An 18,672-nucleotide genomic window follows, 5' to 3' on the forward strand; every position below is an offset into this window, starting at 1 on the left:
CGGGTTGCAGCCGGTCAGGCGCAAGGCCATTGTGGCGGCATGACACAGACCGCCCGATCTCTGACTTTCAAATCGCCCGAAGAAACCGCGGTTTTCGCACGCCAACTGGGAACATCACTGCGCCCGGGCGATGTTGTTCTGCTGGAGGGCCCGATCGGCAGCGGCAAGACGCATTTCGCGCGCAACCTCATTCAGTCATTGATGGCAGAACCCGAAGATGTGCCCTCGCCAACTTTCACTTTGGTCCAGGCTTACGACACGCCATCAGGGGAAATATGGCATTGCGACCTGTATCGTCTGAGCGCGGCCGAAGAAGTTGACGAACTGGGCCTGACGGACGCTTTCGATACGGCAATCTGCCTTGTGGAATGGCCGGACAAGCTGGGCCCGTTGGCGCCCCAAGGCGCGTTGACGTTGGCCTTTGAAACAGACCCTAACAATATCGATTACCGCTGTGTGACCCTGTCTTGGACTGCTCCGAAATGGGCGGAAAAACTGGAGAGAACTGCATGACCAACAGGACGGTACTGGCCGAGGCCCTGATTGCACAAACACCCTGGGCCGGAGCAACACGTACGCCGCTGGCAGGCGATGCCTCGAACCGCCGATACGAACGGTTGATTGATCCAACCGACGGGCGCACTGCGGTTTTGATGGACGCGCCACCTGAAAAAAGTGATAATGTTGAATCCTTTGTGCGGGTCGCCGAATACCTCCGATCGGTTGGTCTGAGCGCGCCGGAAATCTACGCCGAAGATGCCCAGTACGGTTTTCTGTTGCTGGAAGATCTGGGTGATGACCTTTTTGCGCGCGTCCTGAAAAAAGACCCGGGCAAAGAGCGCGAATTGTACCGCGCCGCCACCGACGTGCTGCTCCACCTGCATCGGGCGCCTTCTCTTGCATTGCCGTCTTATGATCCGTCCCTGATGACGGAACTGGCGGCATTGGCTTTCACCAAGTATGCGGCCGGTATCCTGGGAATATGTGATGAAGACGCCCTGTCCCGGTTCGAGCACCGGTTCGCGGATATCCTGCATCGTGAAACATCCGGTTCGAAAGTGGTCATTCTCAGGGATTATCACGCAGAAAACCTGTTGTGGCTGCCGCAGCGCGAAGGCGTGAAGCGCGTCGGGTTGCTGGACTTTCAGTTGGCCATGCTGGGGCACCCGGCCTACGATCTGGTGTCTCTGCTACAGGATGTACGCCGAGATGTCTCGGCCGGGATCGAAATGCAGATGATCAACCACTATATCTCTGCGTCAGGTATGGACGACCATGAATTCCGCACGGCCTACAGTGTTTTGGGGGCCCAGAGAAACCTGCGTATCCTTGGCGTCTTCGCACGTCTGGCGACGGAATATGGCAAGCCTCACTATGTGGACATGATCCCGGCCGTCTGGGCACATCTGATGCGCGATCTGGATCACCCTGCCCTGGTTTCGGTGGCGTCCCTGCTGCACGAAGCTTTGCCCAGACCCACACCGGAAAACCTGGCCAAGTTGAGAACGCAATGACCGGATCGCCATTTGCCGTAATGCTGTTCGCAGCCGGGTTCGGCACCCGTATGGGCGCGCTGACCAAAGACCGGCCCAAGCCATTGATCGAAGTGGCGGGGCGACCACTGATTGATCATGCGCTGGGTCTTGTTGTAGATCTTGATCCCGTCCGTACCGTTGCCAACCTGCATTATCACGCTGATCAACTCGCGGCGCATCTCGGCCCCAAGGGCGTTCTGCTGTCTCGGGAAGACCCTGAAATTCTGGAAACAGGTGGCGGATTGCGGGCAGCTTTGCCGATGCTGGGCACCGACCCCGTATTCACGTTGAACACGGACGCGATCTGGTCCGGACCAAACCCTTTGACCCTGTTGCAGCACGCCTGGGACCCGGGTCGTATGGATGCGCTGCTGATGTGTGTTCCAGTTGCGCGAACCGTTGGTCATATTGGATCGGGTGATTTCACCGCTGGAAAAGATGGACGGATTACGCGCGGTCCTGGTCTGGTTTACGGCGGGGCCCAGATCCTCAGGGCCCAGGGTTTGCATTCGTTCTCGCAAACTGCGTTTTCACTCAACCTGCTCTGGAACCAGATGCTTGATCAGGGTCGGCTTTTTGCGGTCGAATACCCGGGACGCTGGTGCGATGTAGGTCGTCCGGAAGGCATCGCGCTGGCCGAGGGTTTGCTGGCTGATGTTTGAATCCGGCACCTTGCCCCGTGTATTTGCCGTGCCTCCCGGCACGGATTTCCCCAAGGCATTGGTCGATGGCCTGCGGCAGCGCTGTTCGGGCCCGCCCGACGCTTTGGCGCGGGTAGAGTTGGTGCTGAACACACGACGCATGGAACGGCGCGTCCGCGATCTGTTCAATCAGGGGCCACCTTGCCTTCTGCCCCGTCTCTCGTTGGTGACGGACTTGGGTGAAAGGGTTGATCTGGCGCGGATCCCGCCTGCTATCCCGCCTCTGCGGCGGCGTCTTGAGTTGACTCAGCTTGTGTCCAAACTGTTGGAGCAACAGCCGGACCTTGCCGCCCGGTCATCGATCTTTGACCTGTCCGACAGTCTGGCCGCGCTGATTGACGAAATGCAGGGCGAAGGCGTATCGCCCGAAGCGATCCGGCAGCTGGACGTCAGCGACATGTCCGGACACTGGTCGCGGGCACAAGCCTTTATCGGCATCGCGGATAAATTCATCGACACCGGCAGGCAGACGATGGATGCACAGGCCCGCCAGCGCCGCGTGGTCGAAAACCTGATCACGCGATGGCAGATTGCCCCCCCGCAACACCCGGTCATTCTGGCGGGCTCTACCGGGTCCCGTGGCACCACCCTGATGTTGATGGAAGCCATCGCGCGCCTGCCGCAAGGGGCATTGGTGCTGCCCGGATTTGATTTCGACCAGCCGGATCACGTTTGGCAGGGGTTGGATGATGCGTTGACGTCTGAAGATCACCCACAATACCGTTTCCGCAAGTTGATGCGCGCGCTGGAACTTGCACCGGGTCAGATCACCCCATGGACGGACTTATCGGCCCCCTCACCCTCGCGTAACCGCTTGATATCACTATCTTTACGTCCGGCGCCGGTCACTGACGCCTGGATGACCGAAGGCCCCGGACTGTCCGATATAAAAGGCGCAACCGACGGCCTGACGCTGGTCGAGGCTCAATCGCCTCGCGCCGAGGCATTGGCCATCGCCCTGCGCCTGCGGCAAGCGGCGGAAACAGGACAGACCGCCGCTCTGATCACGCCGGATCGCATGTTGACCCGCCAGGTCAGCGCCGCGCTGGATCGGTGGAACATCGTGCCGGACGACAGTGCGGGCCTGCCGCTACAACTTTCCCCGCCGGGACGTTTTCTGCGCCATGTGGCCAACCTGTTCACACGCCGTCTGGAAGGCGAGGCGCTGCTGACCCTTTTGAAGCACCCGCTATGTCATGACGGCGGTGACCGCGGAATTCATTTGTTACACACGCGTGACCTGGAACTTGACCTGCGCCGTCACGGCCCGCCCTTTCCTGACAGTGCAAGCCTTGCGGCTTTTGCGGTGCGTAAAGAGGCCCAGGAAAGCTGGGTGAAATGGGTCGTGCAGCATTTCTGCGAACAGCAGATCACCAGTGAACTACACCTCGCAGACTGGGTGGAGCGTTTGATGACACTGGCCGAGGCGATCTCGGCCGGCAGCACGGGTGAAACGGGCACTCTGTGGGACAAAAACGCAGGCCAAAAGGCGCTGGAGGTGCTGAGTTCTCTCAGTGCAGAGGCGCAGCATGGCGGCCTGATGACGGCCCATGACTTTGCCGATCTGCTGGGTGCTCTGCTTGCGGGTGAAGAGGTTCGTGACCGGGATGCGCCGCATCCGCACATCATGATCTGGGGCACGCTCGAGGCACGGGTGCAGGGCGCCGACCTGCTGATCCTTGGCGGGTTGAATGAAGGAAGTTGGCCAGAGGCGCCAACGCCCGATCCCTGGTTGAACCGGCAGATGCGTGACAAAGCCGGCTTGTTGCTGCCCGAACGCCGGATCGGCCTGTCTGCGCATGACTTCCAGCAGGCCATCGGCGCACCCGAAGTATGGTTGACCCGCGCGATCCGCTCGGATGATGCCGAGACGGTTCCGTCGCGCTGGCTGAACCGACTGACCAACCTTTTGCAGGGTTTGCCGGGTCAGGGTGGCCCCGAAGCTCTGGCCAAAATGCGCGCTCACGGCGAAAAATGGTTGAACTGGTCCGAGGCACTGGAAGATGCGCCGCCGATCGACCCCGCACCGCGTCCTTCTCCGCGCCCACCGGCCGCCGCACGTCCGCGCCGTCTGTCTGTGACCGAGATAAAGAGGCTGATCCGCGATCCATACGCGATATACGCCAAACATGTGCTTCGGCTGAAACCGCTAGATCCGCTTGTACAGGCCCCCGATGCCTTGCTGAGAGGCATTGTGATTCACGAAATCCTCGAGCATTTCATCAAGGGCAGCGTCCTCGACAGCGCTTTGCTGACGCGGGACAATTTCCTGAAACGGGCGCATGCTCTGTTGGATCAACACGTCGCCTGGCCGACGGCCCGTAAACTGTGGTTGGCCCGGCTTGAGCGGATCGCGGATGATTTCCTCGGGGCAGAGCTCGCGCGCCGGAAGGATGGTGGCCCCGTGGCGTTTGAGGCGGTGATGAAACTGGCGCTGCGCCCCCTGGATTTCACCATTGTCGGGCGCGCGGACAGAATCGATTGCAACAGCCGGGGCGCGTTGCGCATCATCGACTATAAAACCGGCGCACCACCGACGGAAAGCCAGCAATCCAAATTTGACAAGCAGTTGCTGATCGAGGCGGCCATGGCCGAGCAGGGCGGGATTGAGGGCCTTGACCCGACAAGCGTGGCCGAAGCCATCTTCATCGGTATGGGTGGCAGCTATAAGGAGGTTGCGGCGCCCCTGGCGAAAGAACCGACCGACAAGGTTCTTGCCGAACTGAAAGAGTTGATTTCCGCCTATTTAGAGCCTGATCAGGGGTTTTCGTCCCGGCGCATGCTGCACAAGGATACGGATATGGGTGATTATGATCACCTGGCGCGGTTCGGCGAATGGGACCGGACATCGGAAACATACCCCGAGGATCTGACATGAGCCCGCGCAACGACGCAACCGAACGGCAGGTACAGGCCGCGCGCCCCGATGCCTCGACCTGGCTGGCGGCCAACGCCGGGTCCGGCAAAACCCGGGTTCTGACCGACCGTGTGGCGCGTCTGCTGCTGGGCGGGGTCCAGCCTCAGCACATTCTGTGCCTGACCTACACCAAGGCCGCCGCCAGCGAGATGCAGAACAGGTTGTTCAAGCGCCTTGGCAAATGGGCCATGCTGGATGATACCCCCTTGTTGGTGGAGCTGACCGACCTTGGTGTACCCGGCGAAATCGGCTCGGACCGGTTGGCGCAAGCACGCACCCTGTTTGCCCGCGCCATCGAAACGCCGGGTGGTCTGAAAATCCAGACCATCCACTCGTTCTGCGCGTCATTGTTGCGACGCTTTCCGCTGGAGGCTGGCGTTAACCCGCAGTTCACCGAAATGGAAGACCGCGCAGCAGCCTTGCTGCAAGAGGAAATTGTCGAGGATTTCGCCGCGGGCCCGCAGGCCGGGTTGATTGAAGATGTGGCCCGGTTCGTCACGGACACGGGGTTTGATAAACTGACCGCTGCGATCACGCAAAAACGCAGTCTTTTTGCGCAGCCGCTCGAATGGTCCGATCTGCTGCAACGCTTCGGTCTGCCCGCCGGTTTTGACGAAACAGCGCTGCTTGCCCGGGTTTTTCTTGGTGGCGAAGTCGAACTCATCCAGTCCATACTGCCCGCTTTGACCGAAAGCGGAGGCAACAATGCCAAGGCCGCTGCAAAACTGGCCGCATTCAACGAAGCCAGATTGATACATCTACCCATGTTGGAAAGCGTGTTTCTGACAGGGAAGGGCGCAAAGGAACCCTTCACGGCCAAACTCAACGCTTTTCCCACCAAACCCCTGCGCGAAGGTGTGTTGGCCGACCGGATGCCGCAGATCGAGGCCTTCATGCAGCGGATCGAAACCGCGCGTGAACAACGTCTGGCGCTGGTCGCGGCGCAGAAAACCGCGGATCTGCACCGCTTTGCCGCAGCCTTCCTGCCGGAATATGAACGACGCAAGCAGTTGCGCGGCTGGCTGGATTTCGACGACCTGATCCTGCGCGCGCGACAGGTGTTGAACGATCCGGCAGTGGCCGAATGGGTGCTGTACCGACTGGACGGTGGCATCGATCATATTCTTGTGGACGAAGCGCAGGACACCAGCCCCGATCAATGGGACGTGATCGAGAAACTGGCACAGGAATTCACCAGCGGGGAAGGGGCCCGATCCGGGGTCGAGCGCACGATCTTCGTCGTCGGCGACAAGAAACAATCGATCTATTCCTTTCAGGGCGCCGATCCACAGGCCTTTGACAGAATGCAGGAAGAGTTTGGCCGGAAACTGGCTGAATCAGGCTCTAAACTGTGGGATTCGACGTTGGAATACTCGTTCCGATCCTCCAGCGCGATCCTGACCGTGGTCGATATCCTGTTTGATAACCGCTCTGATGCGGGGTTTCACAAGGACAGTCAGCACCGTGCTTTCAAGGCCGATCTGCCGGGTCGTGTTGATCTTTGGCCCGTTGTCGAAAAAGTTGCGGATGCCGAAGACGGGGATTGGACCGATCCGGTCGATCGTCCGGGCGCACGGCATCACACCGTCATTCTGGCCGAGAAAGTTGCACAGTCGATCAAAGACATGATCGAACGGGGCGAGACGATCCCGGAAGATGGCAAATCCGGCCAATTCGTTCGTCGAAAAGTGCAGCCGGGGGATTTTCTGATCCTCGTGCAACGCCGCTCGGACCTGTTTGCTGAGATCATCCGTGCCTGCAAGGCGCTGCACCTGCCCATCGCCGGAGCAGATCGACTGAAAGTGGGCGCTGAACTGGCGGTCAAGGATCTTGCGGCCCTGCTCAGCTTTCTGGCCACGCCCGAAGACAGCCTGTCTCTGGCGACGGTTCTCAAGTCCCCCTTGTTCGGATGGTCCGAACAGCAGCTTTTCGATCTGGCGCACCGTCGGAAGGAACAGTTCCTTTGGGCCGCACTGCGCAACCGCGCGGAAGAGTTTCCGGAAACACTGTCTGTGCTGAATGATCTGCGCAGCCAGATCGACTTTCTGCGCCCCTATGATCTGATCGAACGTATCCTGACCCGCCATGACGGACGGCGCAAGCTGTTGGGGCGGTTGGGGGCGGAAGCCGAAGACGGTATCAACGCGCTGTTGTCGCAGGCGCTGGCCTATGAGCGAACGGATATCCCAAGCCTAACGGGATTTCTGGTCTGGATGCAGACCGACGATCTGGAGATCAAACGACAGATGAGCGGCGTCGGCAACAGAATCCGGGTGATGACCGTTCATGGTTCAAAAGGGTTGGAGGCGCCGATCGTCATCCTGCCGGATACCGGCAAGCGCCAGCCTCCGCGTGACGCAGAGATCATGCTGGCCGGCGGAACACCCTTGTGGAAAGTGTCGGCGGACGCATCACCAAACCTGATCTCGCAGGCGCGGGAAGAGGCGCGCGGCCGTGAGGAAAACGAACGGCTTCGGCTGCTATATGTGGCTCTGACACGAGCGGAAAAGTGGCTGATCGTGGCGGCGGCAGGTGATTTGGGGAAAGACGGCAACAGCTGGTATCAGATGGTCGAGGCGGCGATGGATCGGGCCGGGGCCGCTCAGGTGCCGGGTACCGATATCCGCCGTCTGTCCCACGGGGATTGGGACGCGCTGCCCTTGATCGATCAACCGAACACTGTCGTTCAGCAGGTCGAATTGCCGGACATGTTCCAACATCCGGCACCGGATCCGGTTGCGCCTGCCGTCACGCTCAGCCCTTCGGATCTGGGTGGCCCTAAAGCGTTGCCCGGCGATGCCGGCCTGGATGAAGATGCGGCCAAACTGCGCGGAACCCGCCTGCACCTGTTGCTGGAACACCTTCCCGTCGCCGAGAAAGGCCTTTGGCCAGAGCTTTGCACGCGGTTGCTGCCCGATATGCACGAAACGGACCGGCAAGAGATATTGAGCGAAGCCGTAACTGTGCTGACAGCGGAAGGTTTGCAGCCCGTCTTCGCGTCTGACACGTTGGCCGAAGTGCCCATTACAGCCGCTCTGAACGGGCAGCGGATGCATGGGGTTGTTGACCGTCTAATCCTATCGGAATCGGAAGTGCATGTGATTGATTTCAAATCAAATGCCACCGTTCCAGACCGCGCGGAAGACTGCCCCGAAGGCCTGTTGCGACAGATGGGGGCATACGCGCAGGCGCTGGCGCAGATCTATCCGGATCGCAGCATTCGTACCGCCATTCTGTGGACCCGCACGGCGCGCCTGATGTGGTTGCCACACGATCTTGTGACAGATGCTTTGGCCCGCACCCGGATATCTTGACCTTACCCGATGCGGCACATACGTTCTGTTCCCAAGTTTACCCCATTCAGGAGACAGAATATGTCGACCGTAGCCGTAACCGACGACACCTTTGACGCCGAAGTCAAGAATTCGACCGTTCCCGTGGTCGTGGATTTCTGGGCCGAATGGTGCGGCCCCTGCAAGCAAATCGGCCCTGCGCTGGAAGAGCTGGCGGCCGAGTATGGCGACAAGGTCAAAATCGCCAAGGTCGATGTGGACAGCAACCCGAACTCAGCCGCCGCCATGGGCGTGCGTGGCATCCCCGCACTGTTCATCTTCAAGGACGGTCAGGTCGTTTCCAACCGCGCGGGCGCGGCGCCCAAAGCCGCCCTGCAAAGCTGGATCGACGAATCCATCTGATCTGGTCCTAACAGATTATCTCGAAGGCGCCTCTGATCGGGGCGCCTTTTCTATTGAAGACATCGGAGACACCAATGGCAAAAACGCGCGTCCTTGTGGAATTCGGGATGGGCACATCCCTGCGCCGGATGGACTATACCCAGGCGTCACTGCGGGCGATCAAGGATGCGCTTTGGCACAACTCGGTCAACATGGCGGAACTGTTCGGGTTTCCGAAAGAGGCGATGATCATTGATGCCGAAATTGGGGTTCAGCAGCCGGATCAGGTGGACACCGAAGCGTTGAAAGCTGTCTTTCCCTATGGTCATCCGAATATCACTGTCACCAAAGGCGGGCTGGACATCGCAAAGCCCCACAGTGACGGGCACACGGTCATCGCCAACGCTGCCCTGATCGTTTCCTTCGACATAGAGCCCACACAATGAGTGAAAAACGCATCATTCTGGAGATGGGAACAGGTAACGACCTGTATGGCCGGGACTATACCAAGGCAGCCCGCCGCGCGGTGCAGGACGCTTTGCACCATTCATCTATCACGTTGTTTTCAAAACTGGGGATCGACCATTCCGAAATGCGCGTCAGCGTCACGATCGGCGTGCAGGATCCTGAACAGGTGGATTGCGATCTGGTTGCCGCGGATCTGCCGCGGGGCAGGGCCGAGGTTCGCGCAGTCAAAGGTGGGCTTGACGTTGTCGACGAAGAAGCGGGAACGCGGCACGTGGTTGCAACTGCGGCGATCGAGGCGTTTCTGCCTGATCTTTCCGGAAAATACGTTCAGGGCTAAAAAAGAAAAAGCCGCTCGGAAATCCGTGCGGCTGTCATGAATTGGCGATCTGCGGGAACATCAGAAATCGGCGATGTCTGCGCGGCTCAGGCCGATATCGTCAAGCTGGGCGTCGCTGAGTTCCGACAGGAGTTTGCGGGTTTTACGGGATTCTTTCCATTCGACAACGGTGTTGACGACATTGGTGAACGCGTCCACTACGTGCAGGATGGTAGCTGCTCCGAGCGGCGCATGAATGTTAGCTGTGGTTGCCATGTGCGCGGTCCTTTGTGAAGAAACAGCCGACCCGTTGTCGGTTGTGAGCCTCATGTAGTCCTGCATGCCCGGACTCACAATTGCTGGTCCGGTAACCCCGGAATGCGTTTTTTGCATATCTTTTAAGCAACTGAAGAACGGGTTGCGCCAACCTGCGACCCAGCCCATATATACCGCCAGCGAAAACGGAGACGATCATGGCAGACAACGACTTTCCCGGTTGGCACGGCACAACGATCATTGGCGTCAAGAAAGACGGTCAGATCGTCATAGCCGGTGATGGGCAGGTCAGCCTTGGTCAAACCGTGATCAAGGGCACGGCCCGCAAGGTGCGTCGCCTGTCTCCCGGAGGGTCCGAAGTTGTCGCCGGCTTTGCCGGGTCGACGGCCGACGCCTTCACGTTGCTGGAACGGCTGGAGGCCAAGCTCGAGGCGACACCGGGCCAACTTGCCCGTGCTTCTGTGGAATTGGCCAAAGACTGGCGCACCGACAAATACCTGCAAAAGCTCGAAGCGATGCTGATCGTCACGGACGGCAAGGACATGTTCGTGATCACCGGGGCGGGTGACGTACTGGAACCTGAACACAACGTGGCTGCCATCGGATCCGGGGGCAATTTTGCCCTGGCCGCTGCCCGCGCGATGATGGACAGTGACAAGTCGGCGGAAGAGGTCGCGCGTCAGGCAATGGCCATCGCGGCCGATATCTGTGTCTATACCAATGGCAAGCTGACGGTTGAGACGATCTCAGGCTAACAGCGCCGAGATCTCCTTGCCTTTCCAGCGGCGATGCATGCCGATCAGGCCAATGATCGCTGCGATGATGACGATGTAATAGGGCACGCGGATATCGATGCTCATCAATCCGCCCCCGATCAGCGACATGATCCCGCCCGCAAGGCAGAACACGGCAGTGGTCACACCCATGACCCAGCCCTGATCCGCTTCGCTGACGCTGGAAGAGAACAGCCCAAGCATGGTGGGGTAGGCGATTCCGAACAGAAAATAGAAGAAAAAGACCGGCACATAACTGAACACGCCGCTTGGGCTGAAGGCGAACGCGAAGCCGCAAATCACCATGACGATGAGCGATGTGCGGATTATCGCATGTTTGCTGAATTTCTCCTGCGCGGGTTTCACCAAAAACGTGCTGGAGAAGGCCAGCGCCACACCGATGACGACCATCGCCACGCTGCCGCCGATGACTCCGTATCCGAAGGCGCTGGTCAGGAAATTGTCGACAAAGACGTAGAAGGTGACATTGGCGATCATGAAGAACGAATAGACCGGCAGGATCTTCAACACCATCGGATGACCACGCACCGCCATCAGGCTGTCTGTTATGTCACGGGGACGGAAAACAAAGGGCGCGCGATCCGTTCGGGTATCCTGGAAGAAAAACAGGACCAGAAAAATTGCAATCAGCACAAGGACAAATGCGCCGTAAAAGGGCGTTCTCAGCGTGGCGAAGCCGCCCAGCAGGGCGGCGTCAGACAAGACCGCGCCGATGATCGGCCCGCCCACAAGACCAAAGCTGACGCCCGTCACGATATAGCCCATGTTCCGGTCCCGGTCTGTCGCGTCGGTACTGCCGTCGATCATCGCCGCTTGCGCAATGGGTTGGTTGCCCGCAGTGAATCCGGTGATCGAACGCCCGACGATCAGCAGAAGAAGGTTGTTGAGATAAAGCGCGGCAATGGTCAGGGCATAGCCGGCCAGAGCACCGCCCAGGCACACCAGCAAAGCGTTCTTGCGCCCGATCGAATCCGATACTTTCGAGACATAGACAACGCCCAAAAACCACGACAGGAAAAAGCACCCGATCACGAGGCCGTAATAGAAATGCCTGCGCCCCTCGGGCGTGTTTTCGGGCAGAAACCCGGATTTCGTTTCCATGATCAGCGAGTTGATGATGGGAAAGACCAGCCCCTGTCCGATCAGATCCACAAACACCACAAACAGAAGGGTAATCTTGGCAATTCTCGTCATTAAATTCGTCCCCGGCTCCAATGCCTTGGGACAAGTGTAACAGACGACGACTTTGTTACCTAACGGTGCGTCAGCAACCGGAGGACCCGGCCGCTGACCGAAAGAATTACTTCAGCGACGCAACACCCAGCGGCACACCCGCGACCTCGCACCAGATGTACACCTCATTGTAGCCAGAAACATCCATGGTCGGCGGAACAGCATAGGATTGGCTGCCGGTTAAGTTCAACAGCGCGCCCAGCTTGGTGTCGGGCGCATAGGTCCCATCTTTCCCGAAGGCCACCCGTGGGTCAGGGCCGCCGTCCAGCGAGAAATCATCGCCCAACTCGACGATGTAACGCTCGCCGTCCTTGACCAGCTTCACCGATCCGCTGGTGATGTGGTTCGACCTGCCTTCAAACGTGCCTTTCTTTTTGGCACCTCCGGCCAAAGCAGCCCGGGTGCCAACCAAAGCAAGAGCAGCGCCCGTGGCGGCAGCTTTCGCAAAAAGCGAACGACGAGTCATCATGATAAGGTATCTCCATATGAATGTCGCGGGCGACCTGCCCGTCACGCAAGACTATGGGGCACACACCGTTCCGTGACGATTCACATCGCCGCCAATTTCCGTGTGCTACGTGTGAGTTGGTGTGAGTTTTCCGTGATCAGCTTGTGTTTTCGTGTCTTATGATTAGGTTCCGTTGCGAAACAAACGGATAGAATTAAACATGACCGACCTGACCCCGCGCGAGATTGTCTCGGAACTGGATCGCTTCATCATCGGGCAGAAGGACGCCAAGCGTGCCGTTGCCGTCGCCCTGCGCAATCGCTGGCGCCGCAAGCAATTGCCGGACGACATCCGGGAGGAAGTATATCCCAAGAACATCCTGATGATCGGCCCCACCGGCGTCGGCAAGACCGAAATCAGCCGCCGTCTGGCCAAACTGGCCCGCGCGCCGTTTATCAAGGTCGAGGCCACCAAGTTCACCGAAGTCGGATATGTCGGCCGAGACGTAGAACAGATCGTGCGCGATCTGGCGGATGCGGCCATCCTGCAAACCCGCGAGTTCATGCGCGAAGACGTCAAGGCCAAAGCGCATCAGGCCGCCGAAGACCGCGTGATCGAAGCCATTGCTGGCGCGGATGCGCGCGAAGGCACGCGCGAGATGTTCCGCAAAAAGCTGAAAGCCGGCGAACTGGACGACACGGTGATCGAGCTGGAACTGTCCGACACCACGAACCCGATGCCGATGTTCGACATTCCGGGGCAGCCGGGTGGTCAGATGGGCATGATGAATCTGGGCGACATCTTCGGCAAGGCCTTTGGCGGACGGACCGTCAAGAAACGCATGACCGTCGCCGAAAGCTATGATGCGCTGATCGGGGAAGAGGCCGACAAGCTGCTGGATGATGAAACCGTCACCCGCACCGCGCTGGACTCCGTCGAACAGAATGGCATCGTATTTCTGGATGAGATCGACAAGGTTTGCGCCCGCTCTGACGCACGCGGCGGCGATGTCAGCCGGGAAGGCGTGCAGCGCGACCTTCTGCCCTTGATCGAGGGAACCACCGTCAGCACCAAGCACGGTCCGGTCAAAACCGACCATATCCTGTTCATCGCCTCGGGTGCGTTTCACATCGCCAAACCGTCGGATCTGTTGCCGGAATTGCAGGGGCGCCTGCCGATCCGTGTCGAACTGCGCGCCCTGACCGAAGAAGACTTCGTGCGCATCCTGACCGAAACCGACAATGCCCTGACCTTGCAATACACGGCGTTGATGGGCACCGAAGACGTGACCGTCAGTTTTACCGAGGACGGCATCGCGGCATTGGCGAAGATTGCAGCTGACGTGAACCAGAGCATCGAAAACATCGGCGCGCGGCGGCTTTACACGGTCATGGAGCGGGTTTTCGAAGAATTGTCCTTCGCTGCACCGGACAAAGCCGGTTCGGAGATCACCGTTGATGCACAGTTCGTCAGCGACAATCTTGGTGAATTGACCAAGTCCTCTGATCTGAGCCGTTACGTTTTGTAACACGGCCAGCCGTTTTTTGCCGTTGTTTTGGTCTTGCCATGCTGGACGTCGCGCAGGAATAGGATAGCGTGTGCACAAGTCACCCCGAGGTCTGGCCCGTGCTGCGATATTTCGTCATTCTGTTCATATGCCTTTCGCTCAGCGCCTGTGTCGACCGGACGGTGTCCGAGGTCGTGCCCGGTGCCGTGAACATCGGAACACCTGAAACCATCTTCGCAAGCACGACCCGCGCGCGTGAGGCCGATGGCTCCTATGGATTCCGACGCGGTGAAACGCTCAGGTTTCTGGAAACGACGGTTTCTATCCCACCCACGCATACGCCGGGTACGCTCCGCTTCTCCTACGCGAACCCGAATCCGCGGAAAGAATTCGTTCTGGCGGACGTGACCGAGTTGGATGGACCGCAGGGGCTGCGCAAACACCTGCGAGGACAGGATGATGTCACTATCTTTGTGCACGGCTACAATTCGACCCAGACCGAAACGATCTTCCGCGCGGCGCAGCTGACACATGACATCGGCCTCCCCGGATCAACGCTGGTGTATTCCTGGCCCAGCCGCGCGACGGGCTATGGATATGCCTATGATCTGGACAGTATGCTGTTCGCCCGCGACGGGTTGGAACAGACCATCCGCGAACTGAAAACCATGGGTGTCAAACGCGTTATTCTGGTCGCACATTCCATGGGCGGTGCGTTGACGATGGAGATGATACGGCAAACCGAATTGCAGGAACCCGGCTGGGCCAAGCGAAACATCGAAGGGGTCGTTCTGATCTCGCCTGATCTTGATCTTGATCTGTTTCGATCGCAGATGAAACGTATCGACACCCCCCCCGATCCGTTCATCGTAATGGTGTCCCAAAAGGACAAGATTCTGAACATCTCGGGCCGCTTGCGTGGCACGGATGAGGGCCAGCGGTTGGGGAACATCAGTTCGGTTGACTCGCTCGAGGAATTCCCGATCAGCGTGATCGACACGACTGCTTTCAACAGTGATGCCGCATCCTCGCATTTCGTTGCCGCGACCTCTCCGGCTTTGTTGTCGATCCTCAACTCATTGCGGCGGGTCAACAATACCTTCGGGCGGGAAGACCGACCAGCCATTGATATTCTGGTACCACCTAGCGAGCGCAATCCAGACGGAGCCACTGAAATTGTTCTGACGGAAACCGGGCAGGCACAGGTTACCACTCCGTGACGCGGTTCAAGCTGCGTCGGTATCTTCTGGACAATGCCACCTGGCTTGGCGCTGGCGTTCTTCTGACGTTTTTATCCAGCTTCGGGCAAACATTCTTCATCTCGATCTTTGCCGGTGAAATCCGCGCGGAATTCGGCCTCGGCCACGGTGCGTGGGGTGGGCTATACACATTGGGCACAACCCTGTCGGCCATCGTGATGATCTGGGCCGGAGGGCTGACGGATATCCTTCGCGTCCGGGTGCTGGGTCCGGCGGTTCTGGCTGGGTTGGCCCTAGCCGCCCTTGCCATGGCGCTGAATACCTGGCTGCTCCTGTTGCCAGTGGTGATTTTTCTGCTGCGCCTGCTGGGTCAGGGGATGAGCACACATCTGGCCGTGGTCGCCATGGCGCGGTGGTTTACGGTCACGCGGGGCAAGGCGCTTTCCATTGCATCCATCGGCTATGCCATCGGTGAGGCCCTGCTGCCCCTGATCTTTGTTGCGGCCATGGTTTACCTGGACTGGCGTTGGCTGTGGGTCGTCGCGGCGGGGATGACCGCCTTGGGAATTCCCGTTCTGATGCGGCTGTTGCGCGAGGAACGAACACCGCAAAGCCTTGCCAGCGGATCCTCTGCCATTGGGATGCAGGGTCGCCACTGGAGCCGTCGCGACGCGCTGTTTGACCCCTTGTTCTGGTTCATAGTGCCCGCCGTGCTTGCGCCATCGGCATTCATCACCGCGTTTTTCTTCCATCAGGTCTATTTCGCCGAGGTCAAAGGCTGGCAGCATATCCAACTGGTCGCTCTGTTCCCGGTCTTTACCGGAGTATCACTGCTGTCGATGTTTGCTGCGGGCTGGGCATTGGACAAGTGGGGCACTGCGCGCATCATGCCATTCTATCAGCTTCCGATGGCGGTTGGGTTTGTGGTTCTGAGCATGACTGAATCAATCAGCGGCGCGACGATCGGGTTGGTGTTTCTTGGCCTGACGGTCGGAGCGAACAGCACGTTGCCCAGCGCGTTCTGGGCAGAATTCTATGGGACCCGGCATATCGGGGCCATCAAGGCGTTGGCTGCGGCTGTCATGGTACTGGGGTCAGCCATCGGTCCCGGTCTGACCGGCGTTCTGATTGACCTTGGTATCCCGCTGAGCGTTCAGTTTTTCTGGATTGGCCTGTTCTTCGTGCTGGTATGCAGCCTTGTTTGGGTCGGTATTTCCCGCGCCCGTCACGACCTTTAGCGCACGCGCCTGAGATACACGTAATACGCCCCGTCTCCGCCGTGGCTTATATGAGCCGGCGTGACCTGCATCACCGCCTGCGCCAGCGGTGGGATCGACAACCAATGAGGAACCTGATTTCGCAGAACACCGCGCGGCGTCGGAATCGGACCGGGCTCGTCCCGATCCTTGCCTTTGCCGGTCACGACCAGAACCAGACGCTTACCCTGTGCTTGCGCGCTCAGGATGAATCGGATCAGCGCCGGATGGGCCGAAGCCACCCGCATACCGTGCAGATCCAGCTTGCCTTCGGGTTTCAGCTTGCCGCGCTTCATCCGGCCAAAGGCCTTGTTGTCCATCTGAACCGGTGCATTGCGCAACGCATCCGTCACCGAAGGCTTCAGGTCGTTCGGTTTCGGTTTCGACTGATGGGCCTGTCCAAGTTCGAATGCCTGAAAACGGGGTTTCGGCGTTTTCTTGGGCTTGGGTTTCGGCAAAGAGGTCGGATGGATCGCCTGCGGAATCTCGGGGTGCAGCCTCTCGGCCTGTTTGGCGACCTTGCGCCACAGCTCGATCTCTTCGCTTGTCAGTTTGCGCCGGGTCATCAGAATTCATCCGGCAACAGGGCATAGGCACGCTGGATGGGCAGCAACAGCACCATCCGACCCGGATCCTTCAGCTTACCCGCGGCATGACCGGCTTCGTCCCCCGTTCCGAAAAAGATATCGGCCCGCTGCGCGCCTTTGATGGCCGCACCTGTATCCTGCGCGATCATCAGGCGGCGGATCGGTTTCTTGCCGTCTTTTTCCACCCAAACCGGCGCGCCCAACGGGGTATAGGCCGGGTCGACCGCAATGCTGCGCATCGTCGTGACAGATCGGTTCATGGCGCCCAACGGCCCAAGCTCGGGCGCGACACGTGAAACTTCGCGGAAAAACACGTATGATGGGTTGTGGAGAAGCAGTTCCGCGCCGGCCTCGGGGTTTTTGCGCACCCAGGCGCGGATCATCTGCGCGCTGACCTCATGCGCGCCAAGAATGCCGCGCCGCACCAGTTCCACGCCAATTGACCTGTAGGGATGCCCGTTCGCACCGCCATACCCGACGCGCAAAGCGCCGCCATCCGGCAATCGAACGCGGCCCGAACCCTGGATTTGCAGAAAAAACAACTCTACGGGGTCATCGACCCAGGCAATCTCAAGCCCGCGGCTCTGCATGACATCACTGGTCAGGATTTCTCGTCGGCTCAGCCAGGGCCCCTCAGCGCGGGCCTCGGGCGGCATCTTGTAGATGGGGTATTTGAAACGATCCGTCCGGGTACGCGCACCATCAAGTTCGGGTTCGAAATACCCCGTGAACAGGGCATCCTCACCATCCTCGACCAGAACAGGGCGAAAAAAGAGCTCAAAAAACGACCGTGCCGCTTCGGCATCATAGGTTCTTGCCAGACCGCACAGGGCCCGCCAATCGGGATCCTTCAGATCCCCGCAGGTGTTCAGAAAAACGGACAGGGCTGCACCGTGGTCATCCTCGGCCCAGCCACGCAGATCATCGAACGACAGAATGGATCGCGTTGCCTCGGCCCCGGCAGCGCTGGCAGTGGTCATTGCACCCACCAGTAAAAGCGACCGGAGCGTGGCAATCATGCGTCCGTGGCAACAAGCAGCCAGTTCGGATCGTCCTTGCCCATCACACGGGCAAAGGTCCAGCTGTCCTTTTGGCGTTTCACGGTGTTGGGGCTGCCTTCGACGATATCGCCACCGCGATCCCGCACGACCGAAGTCAGTTCACCCACGAATTTCATGGTGATCTCGGCCTGATTGGTATCCTTGTCGAATTTCACATCCGTCAGGGTCGTCTCTCGGACACCGATGAACTCGGCCTCGATCGTCAGGCCCTGATCTTCTCGTGCGGCGACGCCCGCAACGAAGGATTCAAAAACTTCTTCCGACAGGAATGGCTGGATTTCGTCCAGGTTGCCCTTCTCAAACCCCATCACGATCATTTCATAGGCACCGCGGGCACCCTGAACAAACTCGGTGACGGAAAAACCGGGTTCAACGCGTTTCATCGCCGCCAGCGTCTGTGCCAGCTCGCTGTCTTCCGGGACATGGTCTGTGATGTCATGATCCGGGCCGCCTTCGATCACTTCGAAATCGCGGCGCGACTTATGCGCTTCGGGCTGCTGCTGCACAGGCGGTTTCTCAAAACCTTCACGCGTGCCCAACACGCTCTTGAGGCGCAGGATCAGGAAAACGGCAATTCCGGCCAGGACCAGCAACTGGATCATGGGTTCGTTCATTTCATCCTCTTTTCAGAACCGCGGCTTTGTATACGCGGCCTCATGCCACTATGTAGGTGACCGTAGGTGGCAAGTCCACAGCCCGG

The 18,672-nt window shown here is 59.2% G+C and carries 18 protein-coding genes; 12 read left to right on the plus strand and 6 right to left on the minus strand.

Features of this window, described 5'->3' with window-relative positions; all coding sequences use genetic code 11:
* The first annotated feature begins 39 nt into the window (after window positions 1–39).
* The 8 genes from tsaE (at window position 40) to ACR0I0_RS12455 (ending at window position 9,632) form a co-directional block, all read left to right on the plus strand.
* On the plus strand, window positions 40–513 hold the full coding sequence (tsaE, locus tag ACR0I0_RS12420) for a tRNA (adenosine(37)-N6)-threonylcarbamoyltransferase complex ATPase subunit type 1 TsaE (protein WP_480491643.1): 474 nt from the start codon (window positions 40–42) through the stop codon (window positions 511–513).
* Window positions 510–1,514 (plus strand): aminoglycoside phosphotransferase family protein, encoded by a 1,005-nt coding sequence (locus ACR0I0_RS12425; RefSeq protein ID WP_480491645.1) that lies wholly within the window; start codon window positions 510–512, stop codon window positions 1,512–1,514. The genes tsaE and ACR0I0_RS12425 overlap by 4 nt, the downstream gene beginning before the upstream one ends.
* Window positions 1,511–2,197, plus strand: coding sequence for a nucleotidyltransferase family protein (locus tag ACR0I0_RS12430; protein WP_480491647.1), 687 nt, complete (start codon window positions 1,511–1,513; stop codon window positions 2,195–2,197). The genes ACR0I0_RS12425 and ACR0I0_RS12430 overlap by 4 nt, the downstream gene beginning before the upstream one ends.
* Complete coding sequence (gene addB / locus ACR0I0_RS12435) at window positions 2,190–5,114, plus strand: double-strand break repair protein AddB (protein WP_480491649.1); 2,925 nt, start codon at window positions 2,190–2,192, stop codon at window positions 5,112–5,114. The genes ACR0I0_RS12430 and addB overlap by 8 nt, the downstream gene beginning before the upstream one ends.
* Complete coding sequence (gene addA / locus ACR0I0_RS12440; RefSeq protein ID WP_480491651.1) at window positions 5,111–8,467, plus strand: double-strand break repair helicase AddA; 3,357 nt, start codon at window positions 5,111–5,113, stop codon at window positions 8,465–8,467. Before addB ends, addA begins: the two co-directional genes overlap by 4 nt.
* 9 nt (window positions 8,468–8,476) lie before the next feature.
* Window positions 8,477–8,848 (plus strand): thioredoxin, encoded by a 372-nt coding sequence (gene trxA, locus ACR0I0_RS12445; RefSeq protein ID WP_348539528.1) that lies wholly within the window; start codon window positions 8,477–8,479, stop codon window positions 8,846–8,848.
* 74 nt (window positions 8,849–8,922) lie between these two features.
* Window positions 8,923–9,273: a Lin0512 family protein gene (locus tag ACR0I0_RS12450; protein WP_480491653.1), complete on the plus strand. Its 351-nt coding sequence runs from the start codon at window positions 8,923–8,925 to the stop codon at window positions 9,271–9,273.
* Window positions 9,270–9,632, plus strand: a complete 363-nt coding sequence (locus ACR0I0_RS12455) for a Lin0512 family protein (protein ID WP_171723992.1) — start codon at window positions 9,270–9,272, stop codon at window positions 9,630–9,632. The genes ACR0I0_RS12450 and ACR0I0_RS12455 overlap by 4 nt, the downstream gene beginning before the upstream one ends.
* A 60-nt stretch (window positions 9,633–9,692) precedes the next feature.
* Here ACR0I0_RS12455 and ACR0I0_RS12460 read toward each other — a convergent pair whose 3' ends face one another.
* The gene (locus ACR0I0_RS12460; protein WP_171635335.1) at window positions 9,693–9,887 is read right to left on the minus strand and encodes a DUF1127 domain-containing protein; all 195 of its coding nucleotides are present in this window, start codon (window positions 9,885–9,887) and stop codon (window positions 9,693–9,695) included.
* A gap of 197 nt (window positions 9,888–10,084) precedes the next feature.
* Between ACR0I0_RS12460 and hslV the strand changes: the two genes are divergently transcribed.
* Entirely contained in the window at window positions 10,085–10,642 is a 558-nt protein-coding gene (gene hslV, locus ACR0I0_RS12465; RefSeq protein ID WP_171635337.1) for an ATP-dependent protease subunit HslV, read from the plus strand.
* Here hslV and ACR0I0_RS12470 read toward each other — a convergent pair.
* Together ACR0I0_RS12470 and ACR0I0_RS12475 are read right to left on the minus strand one after the other, a co-directional pair.
* Window positions 10,634–11,875 carry an MFS transporter gene (locus ACR0I0_RS12470; RefSeq protein WP_480486197.1) on the minus strand — a complete coding sequence of 414 codons (1,242 nt, stop codon included), beginning with the start codon at window positions 11,873–11,875 and terminating at the stop codon, window positions 10,634–10,636. The genes hslV and ACR0I0_RS12470 overlap by 9 nt on opposite strands.
* A gap of 106 nt (window positions 11,876–11,981) precedes the next feature.
* The gene (locus ACR0I0_RS12475) at window positions 11,982–12,383 is read right to left on the minus strand and encodes a DM13 domain-containing protein (RefSeq protein ID WP_209834389.1); all 402 of its coding nucleotides are present in this window, start codon (window positions 12,381–12,383) and stop codon (window positions 11,982–11,984) included.
* 199 nt (window positions 12,384–12,582) lie between these two features.
* Here ACR0I0_RS12475 and hslU point away from each other — a divergent pair, with 199 nt between their 5' ends.
* The 3 genes from hslU to ACR0I0_RS12490 all read left to right on the plus strand — a co-directional run bounded on the left by hslU (window position 12,583) and on the right by ACR0I0_RS12490 (window position 16,306).
* Window positions 12,583–13,890 (plus strand): ATP-dependent protease ATPase subunit HslU, encoded by a 1,308-nt coding sequence (gene hslU, locus ACR0I0_RS12480; protein WP_171723995.1) that lies wholly within the window; start codon window positions 12,583–12,585, stop codon window positions 13,888–13,890.
* A 98-nt stretch (window positions 13,891–13,988) separates the two neighbouring features.
* Window positions 13,989–15,089, plus strand: coding sequence for an alpha/beta hydrolase (locus tag ACR0I0_RS12485; RefSeq protein WP_480491655.1), 1,101 nt, complete (start codon window positions 13,989–13,991; stop codon window positions 15,087–15,089).
* Window positions 15,086–16,306 (plus strand): MFS transporter, encoded by a 1,221-nt coding sequence (locus tag ACR0I0_RS12490; RefSeq protein WP_480486194.1) that lies wholly within the window; start codon window positions 15,086–15,088, stop codon window positions 16,304–16,306. Before ACR0I0_RS12485 ends, ACR0I0_RS12490 begins: the two co-directional genes overlap by 4 nt.
* Here the strand turns inward: ACR0I0_RS12490 and ACR0I0_RS12495 are convergent.
* From ACR0I0_RS12495 to ACR0I0_RS12505, 3 genes are read right to left on the minus strand one after another with little or no spacing between them, the layout of a single operon-like run.
* Window positions 16,303–16,890, minus strand: a complete 588-nt coding sequence (locus ACR0I0_RS12495) for a Smr/MutS family protein (protein ID WP_480491657.1) — start codon at window positions 16,888–16,890, stop codon at window positions 16,303–16,305. The two genes, ACR0I0_RS12490 and ACR0I0_RS12495, sit on opposite strands and share 4 nt — an antisense overlap.
* A complete protein-coding gene (gene mltA, locus ACR0I0_RS12500; RefSeq protein WP_480491659.1) occupies window positions 16,890–17,930 on the minus strand; it encodes a murein transglycosylase A in 1,041 nt (346 codons plus the stop codon). Before mltA ends, ACR0I0_RS12495 begins: the two co-directional genes overlap by 1 nt.
* Entirely contained in the window at window positions 17,927–18,586 is a 660-nt protein-coding gene (locus ACR0I0_RS12505; RefSeq protein ID WP_152459622.1) for a Tim44/TimA family putative adaptor protein, read from the minus strand. The genes mltA and ACR0I0_RS12505 overlap by 4 nt, the downstream gene beginning before the upstream one ends.
* Window positions 18,587–18,672: the final 86 nt, after the last annotated feature.

This window comes from Ruegeria sp. AG6, assembly GCF_056541565.1.